Origin of the sequence: Agrobacterium sp. M50-1 (assembly GCF_049843495.1) — a bacterium.
GTDB lineage: Bacteria > Pseudomonadota > Alphaproteobacteria > Rhizobiales > Rhizobiaceae > Agrobacterium > Agrobacterium radiobacter.
The window spans coordinates 22,333-37,682 of record NZ_JBBHZH010000004.1 but is presented as its reverse complement, the minus strand read 5'-3'; the positions used below and the strand labels follow the sequence as shown (position 1 = coordinate 37,682).

At 61.2% G+C, this 15,350-nt stretch carries 17 protein-coding genes; 10 read left to right on the top strand and 7 right to left on the bottom strand.

Annotation, left to right across the window (positions count from 1 at the left end; genetic code table 11):
- Positions 1 to 82: 82 nt before the first annotated feature.
- Genes relB through copM form a run of 5 tightly spaced genes read left to right on the top strand, consistent with a single transcriptional unit; the run spans position 83 to position 2,209 of the window.
- Complete coding sequence (gene relB / locus WDZ78_RS10590; RefSeq protein WP_003503188.1) at positions 83 to 316, top strand: type II toxin-antitoxin system RelB family antitoxin; 234 nt, start codon at positions 83 to 85, stop codon at positions 314 to 316.
- Positions 300 to 569, top strand: a complete 270-nt coding sequence (locus WDZ78_RS10585) for a type II toxin-antitoxin system RelE family toxin (protein WP_003503189.1) — start codon at positions 300 to 302, stop codon at positions 567 to 569. Before relB ends, WDZ78_RS10585 begins: the two co-directional genes overlap by 17 nt.
- Before the next feature lie 6 nt (positions 570 to 575).
- Complete coding sequence (locus tag WDZ78_RS10580) at positions 576 to 1,340, top strand: hypothetical protein (RefSeq protein ID WP_020010525.1); 765 nt, start codon at positions 576 to 578, stop codon at positions 1,338 to 1,340.
- Between the two features lie 41 nt (positions 1,341 to 1,381).
- Positions 1,382 to 1,774, top strand: a complete 393-nt coding sequence (locus tag WDZ78_RS10575; RefSeq protein ID WP_425672990.1) for a hypothetical protein — start codon at positions 1,382 to 1,384, stop codon at positions 1,772 to 1,774.
- 57 nt (positions 1,775 to 1,831) lie between these two features.
- On the top strand, positions 1,832 to 2,209 hold the full coding sequence (copM, locus tag WDZ78_RS10570; RefSeq protein ID WP_425672989.1) for a CopM family metallochaperone: 378 nt from the start codon (positions 1,832 to 1,834) through the stop codon (positions 2,207 to 2,209).
- Between the two features lie 209 nt (positions 2,210 to 2,418).
- Here the strand turns inward: copM and WDZ78_RS10565 are convergent, their stop codons facing one another.
- Positions 2,419 to 3,336 carry a LysR substrate-binding domain-containing protein gene (locus WDZ78_RS10565; protein WP_026363679.1) on the bottom strand — a complete coding sequence of 306 codons (918 nt, stop codon included), beginning with the start codon at positions 3,334 to 3,336 and terminating at the stop codon, positions 2,419 to 2,421.
- 81 nt (positions 3,337 to 3,417) lie between these two features.
- On the opposite strand from WDZ78_RS10565, the gene WDZ78_RS10560 reads away from it, so the two are divergent.
- A complete protein-coding gene (locus WDZ78_RS10560) occupies positions 3,418 to 4,461 on the top strand; it encodes a YeiH family protein (protein ID WP_020010521.1) in 1,044 nt (347 codons plus the stop codon).
- Between the two features lie 15 nt (positions 4,462 to 4,476).
- Here the strand turns inward: WDZ78_RS10560 and WDZ78_RS10555 are convergent, their stop codons facing one another.
- The gene (locus WDZ78_RS10555; protein WP_425672988.1) at positions 4,477 to 4,923 is read right to left on the bottom strand and encodes a hypothetical protein; all 447 of its coding nucleotides are present in this window, start codon (positions 4,921 to 4,923) and stop codon (positions 4,477 to 4,479) included.
- Positions 4,920 to 5,549 (bottom strand): DNA-3-methyladenine glycosylase I, encoded by a 630-nt coding sequence (locus WDZ78_RS10550; protein WP_425672987.1) that lies wholly within the window; start codon positions 5,547 to 5,549, stop codon positions 4,920 to 4,922. Before WDZ78_RS10550 ends, WDZ78_RS10555 begins: the two co-directional genes overlap by 4 nt.
- A 237-nt stretch (positions 5,550 to 5,786) precedes the next feature.
- Between WDZ78_RS10550 and WDZ78_RS10545 the strand changes: the two genes are divergently transcribed.
- Together WDZ78_RS10545 and WDZ78_RS10540 are read left to right on the top strand one after the other, a co-directional pair.
- Positions 5,787 to 6,566 carry a L,D-transpeptidase gene (locus WDZ78_RS10545; RefSeq protein ID WP_020010518.1) on the top strand — a complete coding sequence of 260 codons (780 nt, stop codon included), beginning with the start codon at positions 5,787 to 5,789 and terminating at the stop codon, positions 6,564 to 6,566.
- Between the two features lie 263 nt (positions 6,567 to 6,829).
- Positions 6,830 to 7,489 (top strand): outer membrane beta-barrel protein, encoded by a 660-nt coding sequence (locus WDZ78_RS10540; protein ID WP_020010517.1) that lies wholly within the window; start codon positions 6,830 to 6,832, stop codon positions 7,487 to 7,489.
- A gap of 199 nt (positions 7,490 to 7,688) precedes the next feature.
- Here the strand turns inward: WDZ78_RS10540 and glcF are convergent, their stop codons facing one another.
- The 3 genes from glcF to WDZ78_RS10525 all read right to left on the bottom strand — a co-directional run bounded on the left by glcF (position 7,689) and on the right by WDZ78_RS10525 (position 11,880).
- Complete coding sequence (gene glcF, locus WDZ78_RS10535) at positions 7,689 to 8,990, bottom strand: glycolate oxidase subunit GlcF (RefSeq protein WP_020010516.1); 1,302 nt, start codon at positions 8,988 to 8,990, stop codon at positions 7,689 to 7,691.
- A gap of 3 nt (positions 8,991 to 8,993) precedes the next feature.
- Positions 8,994 to 10,208, bottom strand: coding sequence for a glycolate oxidase subunit GlcE (glcE, locus tag WDZ78_RS10530; RefSeq protein WP_425672986.1), 1,215 nt, complete (start codon positions 10,206 to 10,208; stop codon positions 8,994 to 8,996).
- Positions 10,209 to 10,446: 238 nt separating this feature from the next.
- Positions 10,447 to 11,880, bottom strand: a complete 1,434-nt coding sequence (locus tag WDZ78_RS10525) for an FAD-linked oxidase C-terminal domain-containing protein (RefSeq protein ID WP_425672985.1) — start codon at positions 11,878 to 11,880, stop codon at positions 10,447 to 10,449.
- A gap of 110 nt (positions 11,881 to 11,990) precedes the next feature.
- Here WDZ78_RS10525 and WDZ78_RS10520 point away from each other — a divergent pair, with 110 nt between their 5' ends.
- Positions 11,991 to 12,890 carry a LysR family transcriptional regulator gene (locus tag WDZ78_RS10520; protein ID WP_425672984.1) on the top strand — a complete coding sequence of 300 codons (900 nt, stop codon included), beginning with the start codon at positions 11,991 to 11,993 and terminating at the stop codon, positions 12,888 to 12,890.
- 79 nt (positions 12,891 to 12,969) lie between these two features.
- On the opposite strand, the gene WDZ78_RS10515 is transcribed toward WDZ78_RS10520, so the two are convergent.
- Positions 12,970 to 14,244, bottom strand: a complete 1,275-nt coding sequence (locus WDZ78_RS10515) for a DUF3422 family protein (RefSeq protein ID WP_020010512.1) — start codon at positions 14,242 to 14,244, stop codon at positions 12,970 to 12,972.
- Positions 14,245 to 14,534: 290 nt separating this feature from the next.
- On the opposite strand from WDZ78_RS10515, the gene WDZ78_RS10510 reads away from it, so the two are divergent.
- A complete protein-coding gene (locus WDZ78_RS10510; protein WP_020010510.1) occupies positions 14,535 to 15,308 on the top strand; it encodes a FadR/GntR family transcriptional regulator in 774 nt (257 codons plus the stop codon).
- Positions 15,309 to 15,350 lie beyond the last annotated feature (42 nt).

Sequence of the window (15,350 nt, the reverse complement as noted above, 5' to 3'; positions counted from 1 at the left end):
CTCCGGTTTTGCTGGCCGTTGCAGCCAAGCGGTGCTATATGGGATACATGTATCCCAATCCGGATCGAGAAGGACGCGACCCATGAGCAAACAAACGGCCATACGCCTGCCTGATGAGACCTATGAGCGGCTGAAAGCGCTGTCCGAGCGCACCGGCCGCACATCCGCCTATTACATCCGCGAGGCGATCGAGAAACATATCGAGGATATGGAAGATCTCTATCTTGCGGAGGAAGCGACGCGGCAGCGCATCGCCAATAAAGAACGCACCTATACTCTGGAAGAAGTGATGCGTGATCTTGATCTGGAAAATTGAGTTTCAGCGCGCTGCCGTCAAGCAACTGGGCGCTTTGACGAAAAGCGATGCCAATCGCATCGTTTCTTTTCTGACGGACCGCATTGCCAGAGATGGCAACCCTCGAAGGACCGGCGCCGCCCTGCAAGGCTCCGAACTCGGAAATTTCTGGCGCTACCGGGTGGGCGATTACCGCATCATCTGCGATATACAGGATCACAAGCTCGTCGTGCTGGTGGTCGAAATCGGCCATCGCCGTGAAATTTACCGATAGGCATTCATGATCCTCGAAGCCCTGCAATATGCCGCCACACGCGCGGTCACGCCGAAAGAATTCCGGCCGCATATACGCTATTCCGTCAACCTCTGGGCGCGCGCCAACCGCTGCGCCAAAGCCTGGGCGGAGCATGAAAACAACAGCCGGCAATTCGTGCTGCAATCGGCCAGAAAGCTGAAGCAGCGGCGAACGGCGGTCGTGCTGGGCTCGGGCCTGTTGCGCGATGTGCCCTATGATGCGCTGGTGGCGATGTTCGATACGGTCGTTCTGGTCGATCTGGTGCATCTCGCCAGCGTGCAGGCGAAGCTGCGCCTCAATGCCAAAAAGAATGTCCGCATCGCCAACCGCGATCTTTCCGGTTTTGACGATGTTCTCGCCGGCCGGCAGGCGGAACCGCTCGATTTCCTGCGGCGGGTGCCCTATCTCGATCTCGTGATATCGGCCAATCTCTTGTCACAGATCGGCACCGGCGCACGCCACCGGCTGGAGCGGGAAAAGATCGCAGATGCCCCGGACGATCTTCTGCCGAAGCTCATTCACACCCATCTGGAAGCGCTGGCTGGCCTGCCCTGCAAGGCCTGCCTGATAACCGACACCTCCTTCGACGTCATCGGCAAAGACGGCAACCTGCACCAGCACGAAGACCTGCTGCATGGCATCGTTCCTCCTGCCCCCGCCGCCGCATGGGAATGGCCGCTTGCCCCGTTTGGCGAGGAAAGCAGGGATTACCGCATCGTGCATCACGTCATCGCGCGTGAACTGACCTGATCGTCATGCTTATTCCATAATTCCAGCGGTAAATTCACACCATGTCCCAGGTGGTCCGCACATTGATGTTCCTTGCCTGCCTGCTTTACGGCGCAATGCCGGCGCAGATGGCGATGAGCATGCCGACGGGCATGGCGGCTTCCTCACAATCGCCGATGAAACACGACGATGCCCATTCGCATCATGCAGATGATCGGGACCACGGCTCTCAAAAACACGCGGAGAATGCGGCCCATAAAGCGAAAACGGGCGGTTGCTGTCCGCATGGTGACAATGCCGCCCATCCCGGTTCCTGCGCCGCCTGCCTGATCGTGGTTCCACGAACCATCTTCGCCGATAGCGGACGCATGACGTTTGCCTATCCGAAGCCGCAACGCGGCATTGCCTTCGACGGCAAGGCTTTCGCCCCGCCGCTGCCGCCTCCCCGCGCCTGACCGCAGATTTTTTCAGACCACCATCGAAAAATCCGTCAGACACAGGAAGGATAATCCATGTCTATCAAGACCATGACGCTCGCCGTCGCTTTCGCAGCCTCTCTCGCCATGCCCGTTTTTGCACAGGATGATGCGGGCGGCCATGCCGGACATGACATGTCAAAAGGCACCATGAGCGACAGCGCTTCCACCAAGGCCTTCATGGAAGCCAGCAAGAAAATGCATGGCGATATGGCCATCGATTATAGCGGTGATGCCGATGTCGATTTCGTGCGCGGCATGATCCCGCACCATCAGGGCGCAATCGATATGGCCAAGGTCCAGCTGGAATACGGCAAGGACCCGGAAATCCGCAAGCTGGCCGAAGAGGTCATCAAGGCGCAGGAAGGCGAAATCGCCATGATGAAGGCCTGGTTGAAGTCGAAGGGCAAATGATTGATGCCGACGAAGGCGGAACGCCGGTTGCGGCGCTCCCCTTTTCTTCTCCCCGCCGGGGAGAAGGTGGCCCGAAGGGTCGGATGAGGGGCAAGCTCTCCGAATATTTCGACCGTCGCCGCCTCATCCCGCTGCCGCGGACTTCTCCCCCGCGGGGAGAAGAAGAAGGCGGCGGCCTTCCCATGCCAACGGTGCCACTCGCCACTCTGCTACAATCCCGCAAGGCCGGCCTTGTAATCCTCCGACGCCGCCCGGCTGAGGCGTTCCAGTTCCATCGCGGCCCGGCTGGTGTGACGTTCCTTGTGGCGCAGCAAAGCGAAGTTGCGGGCAGGCAGATCGATGCCGGCGCGGACGAGCAACCCTTGCCGCAGGAACAGGGATGCCACCGAGGCCGAGACCGCCGTAGCCGCGCCGCCGGAGCGTGCCGCCATCACCACCGCCTCATTGGACGGCAGTTCCAGCATGACGGACAGTTCAGCGGGGTCCACCCCCATCTGCCGTACGGCCGCCTCGAAGGCGGAGCGGGTGCCGGAGCCCTGCTCGCGCAACACCCAGGAAGTTCCATAGAGCATATCGAGCGCGGTAAGGTAACGGCCATCGGCGAAGGGGTGGGCGGAACCGGTGACGACCAGCAGCTTGTCGGACACGACGGGCTGTACCATTAGTGCGGGCTCATCAATCCTGCCTTCAATGAAACCGACCTCCGCCAGACCATCAAGCACCGCCTGCGTCACCGTCTTGGTATTGCCGATATCGAGCCGCACGGTCACGCCGGGATAAAGCTTCTTGAACTGCATCAGGATCGGCGGTAGCCAGTAGCTTGCAATGGTCTGGCTGGCGCAGACGGTGATTTCGCCGCGTGTCAGCCCACCCATTTCGGAGAGAATCAATTCCGCATTGCGCACACGCGCCAGCGTCGCCTTGGCTTCACCCAGAAAAACCCGACCGCTTTCGGTCAATTCAATGTTGCGGCCGACGCGATGGAACAGCTCGACATTATAAAATGCTTCGAGATTCTTGATGGCGGAGCTGACGGCGGAGGCGGTCAAACCGATGGCTTCTGCGGCCCTTGTGAGGTGCTCGCGTTCGGCAACGGCGATGAAGATGCGAAGTTGTTCAAAGGTCATGATCATTCATTCGATTTTATCGAATAATATATGCCATATTATTTGATAGAATAAAACAGGCGGCTGCGGCATTGTCTGGCCATGGCACAACATCGCACCCTCGCTCATCCCTTTCAGTTTTCGCTTCGCTGGCTAACCCCGCTTCTGCCGGGGATTCTCATCTGCGCGGCGGTCAGCTGCGCCGCCATTCTGGCGGAGCGCTTTCAGGTGCGGTTGGCGGGCCACGCATGGCTTGGCGATCTCGTGCTCGCCATTCTGATCGGAACGCTGCTGCGTTCGCTGGTGTCTCTGCCTGCCGTCGCTTCGGCCGGCATAAAGTTCAGCGCCAAGACGCTGCTCGAAATCGCGGTGGCGCTTCTTGGCGCATCCCTCAGCCTTTCCATTCTCAAAGGCGCAGGCGGTTTGCTGATCGGCGGCATTGCGCTGATTGTCGCGCTCTCGCTGGTTGTGAGCTATGCCGCCGGGCGAATGCTCGGCCTGCCGCCCAAGCTCGCAACGCTGATTGCCTGCGGCAACTCCATCTGCGGCAATTCCGCCATTGCCGCCGCAGCCCCCGCCATTGGCGCCAAGCCGGAAGATGTTGCGGCCTCGATCGCCTTTACCGCTGTTCTCGGCGTCGCCGCCGTTCTGCTGATGCCGTTCCTGCCGCAGCTCCTCGGTCTCGATGCCACCCAATACGGTATTTTCGCCGGCCTGACGGTCTATGCGGTGCCGCAGGTTCTGGCGGCCACCGCCCCGCTCGGCGCGATTGCCGTGCAGACCGGCACCATCGTCAAGCTTATCCGCGTTTTGATGCTGGGGCCTGTGATCGCTGCCCTCTCCGTCATCCACGGTCGCTCCGGCAAGGGACGCCTGAAGCTGCAGCAGATGGTTCCGTGGTTCATCATCGGCTTCGTGCTGATGATCATGGCCCGGTCCTTCGGACTCATTCCCGAGGCTCTGATCGGCCCCGTCGCCTCGCTCTCCAACATCCTCACCATCATGTCGATGGCGGCTTTGGGCCTTTCGGTCGATATCCGCAGCCTGCGTCATGCCGGCGGCAAGGTCATCATCGCCGCCAGCCTGTCGCTCGTGCTGCTTTGTGTTCTGAGTTTCGGCCTGATTGTGCTGACCCAGGCGGCCTGAGCAAAAGGCGGGCCGTTATTTTCCGGTGCTGACCGTCAAGGTGTAGTGCGCGCCCAGCCCACGGCGCGGCGATCCCAGAATAAGCGTCGGGCGGATCAGCCATTCCGTATCCGCCTTCGGCGTCAGCGTTGCGACCTTGCCTTCGGAATCGCTGAAGAAGATCGCGTCCTCATCCGGTGTCGAAAAATCGAAGACCGCCATCAGGACGAATTCGCTGGAGGCGGCAAGCTCGATCTTCACCGTCTGCCCGGCCTTCACTTTCAGGCGATAGACATCGCCGCGCCCGCGCCGCGTCCAGCCGTCAAGCTTCAGCGGGCCGGCTGGCGGCAGCGTCACTTCCTTCAGCCTCTCGCCGTCATCGAGCCAGATGCCGTCTACATTGCGGCCTTCTTCGGCGAAGGAGGAATGCGGCACGGCGGCCGCGGCCATGGTGAGAGCCAGGAGAAGGGAGGTTACCTTCATGGACGTACAAACTCCCGCCGCATGACCTCTATCGGCTGGCGGCAATGACAGCCTTCGATATGATCGTTGACCATACCCATGGCCTGCATGAATGCATAGACGGTCGTCGGGCCGACGAAAGTCCAGCCCCGCTTCTTCAGATCCTTGGAAAGACGCGTGGAGGCGGCGCTGGTGGGATTGGCCCTTAACGTCGCATAGTCGAGCCTTTGCGGCCTTTCTGCGGCGGCGGGTTCGAAACCCCAGAAATAACGCGCGAGCGAACCGAATTCATCGCGCAGCGCCACGGCGCGGCGGGCATTGTTGATGGTCGAAACGATCTTGCCGCGATGGCGGATGATGCCCTTGTCGGCAAGGCAGCGCTCAATATCGGTCTCGCCGAACTCAGCCACCTTTTCGAATTCGAAATTGGCGAAGGCAAGACGGAAAGCCTCGCGCTTGCGCAGAACCGTCAGCCAGGAAAGGCCGGACTGAAAACCTTCCAGGCAGATCTTCTCGAACAGGCGGCGATCATCGGTGACGGGATAACCCCATTCCTCGTCGTGATAACGGCTGTAATCTTCCAGCCCCTGCTGCCAGAAACACCGCACAAGGCCATCCGCGCCCGTTTCAAGTCCCGCTTCGCTCATTGTGCCGACAATCCCTTTCGCTGCCGCCCGCAAGTGGTGTGAACCTGCGCGCTTACCACTCATTCACCACGTTTCAAAACCGGGCGCTAACCTTAAATCCAGCTTTCCCTAATCAAGCGCTTTTTAATGAACAGCCATTTACGATTCGCTGGCGTCAAGGTGCGAACGTGTCCGGCAAAGCGGGCGAACAGTCCCGCAAATCCATAGTTGCGACATCCCGCAGAGAGAGTCCACCCGATGCCGATGAAGTCCGTTTTTCTGGCGCTGAGCCTCGTTTCCACCTTTGCCGCCCCGGCCGCCATGGCCAATGAACGTTATCGCGAGCGTCCGCCCGTCGTCGTCAGCCCGGACCTGTCAGCCCCCTGGGTAACCCAGCTCGGTGGCCGCGGCAATGTCCGGCCCGTGGTCTATCCGCGCGCGCCTGCCGCACGCCAGCCGCTGTTCCAGCAACGCCAGGCGGCCGCCATGCCGCAGCGACCCAGCTCCGGCGTCACATCGCAGCGCCCGGCGCGGGTGCAGAATGCCGCCGTACGCCCCAACGCGCCGGTGCGCACCCAGATCGCGCCGCAATTCCTGCCGCAGATCGTGAACTATGACACCGCTGAGAAGCCCGGCACCATCGTCATCGATACGCCGAACCGCTTCCTCTATCTCGTGCTCGCCGATGGCAAGGCCCGGCGTTACGGCGTCGGCGTCGGCAAGCCCGGTTTCGAATGGGCCGGAACCCACAAGGTGACCCGCAAGGCGGAATGGCCGAGCTGGACCCCGCCGAAGGAAATGATCACCCGCGAGGCGGCCAAGGGACATTACCTGCCGGCCTTCATGGAAGGCGGCCCGGCCAACCCGATGGGCGCGCGCGCCATGTATCTCGGCTCGACGCTTTACCGAATCCACGGCACCAACCAGCCCTGGACGATCGGCAGCAACAATTCCTCCGGCTGCATCCGCATGCGCAACGAGGATGTCACCGATCTTTACGAGCGCGTGAATGTGGGAACCAGGGTCATAGTGATATGATGGCAACGGTTCCGCCATTCCGGCCGCTCAAGGGCCGGAATGGCGGCGTATCCGCTTGAATTGCCGCCTTGCAGCGGTACAATCCGGCTCACTTCAATGGAATTGAGACTTGGCGGGGGACGCCAGGCGCCGGACCTCTCTCAGGGGATGACGGAACGGCCTTAAAACGGGTGGTCAATCGACCGCCCGTTTTTCGTTTCTGTCATTCAAATGTTATCAAAAAACGCTTTGGTGAATTACTGATATCAATCTGGATTCACTTCATGCCGCGCCATACTTCATTTGTTTGCGCCCTGCTCTTCAGCGGCGTTTCCTTCTCTGCCGCGATCGCGGGCGAATTTGAAATTTCCGGTTATGGCGGCTGGCAAAGCGCGCCGCACAGCGACGTGAAGGTTTCCGACGGGCCGGATTTCCGGGCCGGATGGGAAGGAAAGTCCTTTTCCAACCCGCCCTATTGGGGCGTGCGCGGCACCTACTGGTTCGATGAGGGCCAGCTCCGGAATTTCGGTATTTCGCTCGATTTCACCCATGACAAGGTCTATGCTGACGATCAGACGCTTGCCCGTTCCGGCTGGTCGCACTTCGAATTCACCGACGGCCTGAACCTTTTGACGCTGAACGCGCTCTATCGCTTTCCGCTGGAATCCTTGCCGATCACCCCTTACGTCGGCGCCGGCGTCGGCATCAACGTGCCGCATGTGGAAGTATATCGTCCCTCGGGCAAGACCTTCGAATACCAGTTCGGCGGCGCAACCCTGCAGGCGCAGGCCGGCCTCAGCTACCGCATCACCGACAACTGGTCGACCTTCGTGGAATATAAGGGCACTTATTCCTTCGTCGACGTCGATATCGACAATGGCGGCTCGTTGAAGACCGATATCATTACCAATGCGGTGAATTTCGGCGTGGCGTATAAGTTCTAGCTCTCTTCTCTCATTCCCGTGCCTGTCACAGGAAACCAGCCGACGCGCGTCTGCGCGGCGGGGGGAGACCTTTAAGCCCATGGACTTGGGCTGGCTGGCCCCCCTGTGAAAAGCACGGGGATGAGGAGAGTGAAGATACACCGCGTCCAATGTTTGCGTCGTGCATTGACGCTCTGTCGCACCTCATGGGCGCATCGCGCTAAACCGAAAGCCTCGCCGGTTTCGGCCCGCCATAAGCCCAGTCCAGCAGCTCCACCGTATGCAGGATCGGCATGTCAGTACCGGTCCCGATCTGCGTGATGCAGCCGATATTGCCGGTGGCGATGACATCCGCCCGTGTGGCCTCGATGTTTTTCACCTTGCGGGCCTTCAGCTTGCTGGAAATCTCCGGCTGCAGGATGTTGTAGGTTCCGGCCGAGCCGCAGCAGAGATGCCCCTCCGCCGGATCACGCACTATGAAACCCGCCGCCTTCAGCAGCTGCTTCGGTGCGAGCGTTATCTTCTGGCCGTGCTGCATCGAGCAGGCGGAATGATAGGCAACCGTCAGCCCCTGGCTCTGCCTTTGCGGCAGATCGAGACCGGCGAGATATTCGGTGATGTCCTTCGCCAGCGCCGAAACCCGCGCAGCTTTTTCGGCATAGGCCGGATCAAGCCGCAGCATGTGGCCGTAATCCTTGATGGTGGTGCCGCAGCCCGACGCGGTGATGATGATGGCGTCAAGGCCGCCACTTTCCATCTCCCGGGTCCAGACATCGACATTGCGCCTTGCCTGAGCGAGCGCCTCTTCCTCCCGGCCCATATGATGCACCAGCGAGCCGCAGCAGCCCTCGCCTTTCGGCACCACAACCTCGATGCCGAGCCGCGCAAGAAGCCGCAACGTTGCCTCGTTGATACCGGGGTCGAGCACCGGCTGGGCGCAGCCGGTGAGGATGGCGACGCGCCCGCGCTTTTCGCCCTCGGCCGGTCTTTCTCCCGGACGGCTGGAGGCGGAGGCAGGAGGCACGGCAGTGGGGGCGAGAGCGAGCATGGATTGCAGCGGCTTCAGCGCCGGAGCCTTTGCAAGCAGGCCCGCGAAAGGCCGCGCCAGCCTTGCCAGATGCAGCGCCAGCCGGAAACGGGCGGGATGCGGCAGAACCGCGACCAGAAGATTGCGGATCAGCCGATCCATGAAAGGCCGCTTGTACGTCTGTTCGATGTGGGCGCGGGCATGATCGACAAGATGCATGTAATCCACGCCGGAGGGACAGGTGGTGGTGCAGGCAAGACAGGAAAGACAGCGGTCGATATGGGTGACGACCTCACGGTCGGCCGGGCGGCTGTTTTCCAGCATGTCCTTGATGAGGTAAATACGGCCGCGCGGGCTGTCCAGCTCGTTGCCGAGTGTCACATAGGTGGGACAGGTGGCAGTGCAGAAACCGCAATGCACACATTTGCGCAGGATTTTTTCGGATTCCGCCACATGCGGATCGGCCAGCTGCTGCGGCGTGAAGGATGTTTGCATGGTTCAGACCGCCCTTTCCATCGTTACGGCCATCTTGCCGGGATTAAAGATGCCCGCCGGATCGAGTTTTTCCCTGATACGCGCCGACAGCAGCGCTTCCGCCGCCGGGCGCGGTTCGAAGGCCGCCACGGTGGCGCGCACGGCATCGCCTGCCCTCACCAGCGTGGCATGACCGCCGCCCAGCGCCAGGATCGCGCCGCGCAGCAAATCCGCCTCCGGGTCCGCCTCCATCTGCATCCAGACAAGACCGCCCTGCCAGTCGTAAAAGGCGTCGACGCCCGCTTCCATGCGCAGCGCCGCGACAAGCCGGTGCCCCTCCGCAGGTGCGACCGAGACTTTCCAGAGCGGCTTTGCACCCTGCCCGGCATAGGGCGCGACATCACGCACCTGCCGCCATAAAAGCCCGCTTTCCTCGCCCTCCAGCAGCGCCCATGGCCCGACCCGGTCCATGACGGAGAGGAGTTTGCGGGCGCGCGCTTCCACCGAGGCGGGAAGCCCTTCCAGCCGCAGAATTGTCGCCGGACCTTCCGGCAGGTTGCCGTCGATGAAGCGGGAACGCACGCTTTCCGGCAGATGCGCCGCTCCGGAGACCTCGACACTGAGCGCCATCGCCGCCGCCATGATGCGTGTCGCCGCCTCATCGTCGAGACCGGACACGATCACGGTTTTTTCTGCAGGCGGTTTCGGCAATACGCGGAAAGTCACCTCCGTGAGAAAACCGAGCGTGCCGAAAGATCCGGCAAGGAACTTCGACAGGTCGAGCCCGGTGACATTCTTCATCACCCGTCCGCCGGCCTTGATTATCTCGCCGCTGCCATTGACGAAACGGATGCCGAGGAGGCTGTCGCGGGCGGCACCCGCCACATAACGGCGGGGGCCGGAAACATTGGCGGCAAAGACGCCGCCAATGGTCGGCTCACCTTCTGTGCCCATGATCGGGCGGTGGTCCATCGGCTCGAAGGCCATCATCTGCCGGTTTTGTGCAAGGGCGGCTTCGATGGTGGCGAGCGGGGTGCCTGCCCTGACGGTCATGACCATTTCGGCGGGGACGTAGGAGACGATACCGGCCATTGCGCGGGAGGAAAGCGTCTCATCTGCCACTACCGCGTTGCCGAAACCCGAGCGGGTATTGCCACCGAAGATTTTCAGCGGGCTTTTTCGGGTCGCGTGGTCGCGGATGATATCGGCAACCTGGGTTTCTGCGTAAGGCGTCAGCATGGGGTTGCGGGCTCCGGGCATGGGACAGCGAAGTTTGCGCAAGGGATACCCCCCTCTGCCCTGCCGGGCATCTCCCCCTCAAGGGGGGAGATCGACAAGGCGCACCTGCGTCGCTCTATCTCGACCGATAAGAAAGACGAGACCTTGCTGCGAGTCGATCTCCCCCCTTGAGGGGGAGATGCCCGGCAGGGCAGAGGGGGGTAAACCACACCCGTCAACGTCATAAAACTCAAACCCATCACTCCCTCCCCTCCAGCGGAAACACCTTGGAAGGGTTCATCAGCCAGCCCTCGTCAAAGGCAGCACGCACCGCCATCTGCTGGGCAAGATCGGCCTCGCCATATTGATGGCGCATCAGGTCACGCTTTTCGATGCCCACACCATGCTCGCCGGTCAAACAGCCACCCGCATCCACACAGAGCTTCAATATTTCATTGCCTGCCTCTTCCGCGCGGGCCGCGTCTTCAGGATCATTGGCGTTGAACAGAATGAGCGGATGCATGTTGCCATCACCGGCATGAAAGACGTTTGCGACGCGCAGGCCGAGACGGTCAGTGATCTCGCTTGTCTTTTTCAGCACATAAGAAAGCTGGGAAAGTGGCACCGTGCCATCCATGCAGATATAATCCGCGATGCGTCCCGTTGCGCCGAAGGCGGATTTGCGGCCTTTCCAGATCGCAGCCGCCTCCATGGCCGACTGGCATTCCTTCACGGTCTTCACGCCATGTTTTCGAGCAATCGCGACGATATCGGCAAGCATGGCGTCCATTTCCGCCTCGGAGCCTTCGACCTCCACGATCAGAAGCGCGCCGACATCCAGCGGATAGCCCGCTTTGGCGAAGGCCTCGCAAATCTCGATGGCCGGCTTGTCCATGAACTCGATGGCAACAGGGATGATGCCCGCACCGATGATATCGGCCACGCATGAACCCGCTTCTTCCGAGGTTTCGAAACCGAACAGCACCGGGCGCGCGCCTTCCGGCTTGGCGATCAGCCGTACCGTCGCCTCGGTGACGATGCCGAGCTGGCCTTCCGAGCCGCAGACGAGGGCGAGCAGATCGTAACCGCCGGCATCGAGATATTTGCCGCCCAGTTCGAGAACAGTGCCATCCACCAGCACCATTTTCACGCCGAGCAGATTATTGGTTGTGACGCCATATTTCAGGCAATGCGCGCCGCCGGAATTCATGCCGATATTGCCGCCAATGGTGCAAGCAAGCTGCGAGCTTGGGTCCGGCGCATAAAAGAAGCCCTCAGCGCCGGCCGCATCGGAAATGGAGAGATTGGTGACGCCGGCCTGCACCCGCGCCGTGCGATTGTAAAAATCAAGCTCAAGGATCGCGCTCATCTTCGAAAGGCCGATCACCACCGCATCCTCCTGCGGGATCGCGCCGCCGGAAAGCGAGGTGCCGGCGCCGCGCGGCACAACCGGAATGCCATAGCGGTGACAATATTTCATCACCACCGCCACGTCCTCGGTCGTCTTGGGCAGCGCCACGGCAAGCGGCAGCCGACGATAAGAGACGAAGGCGTCGGTTTCGAAAGGCACGAGTTCGCGCGGCTCATGCACAAGACAGTCCGCCGGCAGAATATCCTTGAGATCCGCTATGATGCGGTCGCGATCTGCGACCACCTTCGCGCGCGGCTCCAGAAACTTGATCGGCTGTGTCACCGCCCCTCCTCCATGCCATTTCACCAACTGGTATTGTTTCTTTACCACTTTGAAACAGCGCAATCAAATGATATGGATTTTTTCCATTCCGGAAACAATCAAGGGCAACTATGACAAATCTGGGAGACCTGGAAGTCTTCGCAAGCGTTGCCGCCTCCGGCAGCATGTCGCTTGCCGCCAAGGAGCTTGGTTATTCGCCCGCCGTCATTTCCAAGCGCATCAAGCGGCTGGAAGAAAAACTCGGCGCACGACTTTTCCAGCGCACCACGCGGCAGATTTCTTTGACCGAAGCGGGACAGGGTTTTTACGAGCGGGTGCTGGCCGTGCTGGAAGGGCTTGAAGAGGCGGAGGATTTCGTCTCCGGCCGCGCCAACACCGTCAACGGCACACTGAAGGTTTCCGCACCCACCTCCTTCGGGCGCATGCATATCGCGCCGCATCTGAAGACATTCATGGAGCGGCATCCGGACCTCTCGGTCAATCTGGTGCTCAGCGACGAGTTCATCGATATCATCGAGGGCGGTTACGATCTGGCTATCCGTATTGCCGATCTCAACTCCTCCAGCCTCGTGGCCCGCAGGCTGGCGCCGGTGCGCCGCGTGCTCTGCGCCTCGGCGGATTATGCAGCGGCCCACGGCATGCCGGCGACTATTGAGGATATGAAGAAACACCGCTGCCTGCCGGCGCACAATAACGACGTGTGGCGACTGGAGGGACCGGGCGGCGCGCTCAGCATCCGGCCGGAGGGCATGCTGGTCACCAATTCGAGCGAAGTGATCCGCGAGGCGGTGATATCAGGGCTCGGCATTGCGCTGCGCTCCACCTGGGATATCGGCCATGAACTGCGTAGCGGCAAGCTGGTGCAGGTCCTGCCTGAATATGAGGGATCGCGAAACGTCACGCTCTCGGCGGTTTATCCGAGCCGGCAGTTCCTGCCTGCGAAGGTGCGGCTGTTCATCGATTATCTGGCCGGGCTTTATGGGCCTTCACCCTATTGGGAGCAGGGCTGAGGCGGCGACGCCGTATCAGCACCGCCTCTCCTCCCTCACGCCTGCGCTCGTCACAGGAATGAGGGAAGTTGGAGATCCCTTAATGCCCGCCCTCGGCATGGGAGCGGCGGATGCGGCGCACGACCCACCACACACCAAGCACGGCGAAGGGAACGGAGATACCGGTGACGACGGCCGGATCGACCGGCAGAACGTCATGGCTGATCGCCTTGGTGAGATAACCGACGAGGCCGACAACATAATAGGAAATGGCGGCGACCGAGAGGCCTTCGACCGTCTGCTGCAGGCGAAGCTGCATGGCGGCGCGTTTGTTCATGGTGTTGAGCAACACCGTATTCTGCCGTTCCAGTTCCACATCGATCCAGCTTCGAACCAACGCCGTGGCGCGATAGAGCTTGCGCGACAGGTTGGCCTGCCGCTCCTCCACCGACTGGCAGGTGCGCATGGCGGGCGCCATACGCCGTTCCAGAAAGCTGCCCATGGTCTCATGGCCCTGTACCGGGGTTTCAGCGAGCGCCCGGATGCGTTCGCGCACGATGCCGTCATAGGCGCGGCTGGCGCCGAAACGGTAGAGGCTGAGCGCGGCATTGGCTTCGAGTTCCGCCGCAAGCCGGGTCATCTCCGCCAGCAGCGCATCGGCCTCGTCGCGCGCACCGTTTTTCATGCGCTGGGTGATGCCGGTCAGACCGTCCTCGATGCGGCGGATTTCCGGCGACAGCGTCTGCGCCATCGGCAGGCCGAGCATGGCGAGCGTGCGATAGGTCTCGATATCCAGCAACCGCTGCACCAGCGCGCCGCGGCTGTAATCGGTGAGGCCCCGGTCGATCACCAATATCTGCGTCAGCCCGTCGCGATCCTGGCGGAAATCGGTGAGGATAGCGGCCTGCCCGTCGCGCACATCGCTGTGACAGAGGCTGGTCGGTTCGAACATGGCTTCCGCCTGGGAGGTGACGCCGTTCTCAGGACGAATTTCCAGCCGCACGCCTGAAATCAGTGAGCCGGGCGGCGAAAAACCGTCACCGAAGGGATCGCCGGCGATCTCGCCGCCGAATTTTTCCGGCGCCGGGCCGTCCCAGAACCAGGTCGAGAATTCCGTGTGCCGCTCCCAGCGCAATGTCCCCTGCCCCCAGGGCATGGCATGGTGGCGGGCGTCACGTTCCGGCGGCGCGACACCACGGCTGCGCGACATTTCCGCGATGACCGAGTGATGCACGGCCGAACCGCCATCCATCATGAAGGCAAGCTGCACGATGATGCGCGATGGGGCGAGCAGCACGGTCGGCCGCGCATGCACCTCGCCCAGTGCCAGCGACCTTTCCGGCGCGCTTGCGAATGCAAATCTACCCTTGGCCATTGCGATATCGTCCCCGCTTCTTGTCCCGGATTTCTAAGCCATCGATCGCAATGAAAACACCGCAATCGAAGCCAATGTAATTGTTTTGATCCATCTGGCGGAAGAATCCGCCATCATCACCCTGTCCAGCTGCTGCTTTAACAAAAGCCAGTTTCAAAGGGCAGATGCCGTGTTGCCGCAGGCAGGAAAGGCACGCGAAGAACTGGATAGAATATTTGACCAGTGCGACGCTTCGCTGGTACTTTGCCCGGCATCAAATACGGGGCGGCATCTCGCCGGAGACTTCTGCGATGGACGAAACGCTTTTTGCGCGCATCGAGCACAGCCGCACATCGCAGGAGGTCGTGCTGCGGTTTGAGGAACTGATCCTCGACGGCATCTTGCGGGATGGCGACCGGCTGCCGGGCGAACGGGAACTGGCGCAGAAGCTGGACGTATCACGCCCGATCCTGCGGGAAGCGCTGAAGGAGCTTGAGACCCGCGGCCTTCTCGTGAGCAGACATGGCGGCGGCACCTATGTCGCCGATATTGTCGGCGCGGTCTTCTCAGACCCGCTCAGCGCACTGATCACCCGCCACAGCAGGGCGACGCGGGATTTCCTCGAATATCGCCGTTATATCGAAGGAATGACCGCCGAACTTGCCGCACAGCGGGCGACAGAGCCGGACCGGCGCAACCTTGCCGCCATCGTCGACAGGATGCGTGAAGCGCATGAGGCGGGCCGCTTCGAAGAGGAGCTTTCGGGCGATGTGGAGTTTCACAATGCCATTGGTGAGGCAGCGCATAATATCGTGCTGATGCACACGCTACGCTCCTGCTACCGGCTTCTGAGCGACGACATCTTTTACAATCGCCATCTCATCTTCACCGTCGCAGGCGCCCATGACGAGGTATTGAGGCAGCATATCGCCATCCACGACGCCATCGCCGCCGGCGATCCGGCAGCGGCAAGAGCGGCGGCGGAGGCCCATATCGACTTCATCGTCGAGACGACATCCAAGGCGCATCAGGCGCAGGAATGGGACCGGATTTCCCGTTTGCGACAGCAGCAGCGCAGCGGCTGAAAACACCGTCTTGCGAAATGCGCCATCCATTTTATTCGATTT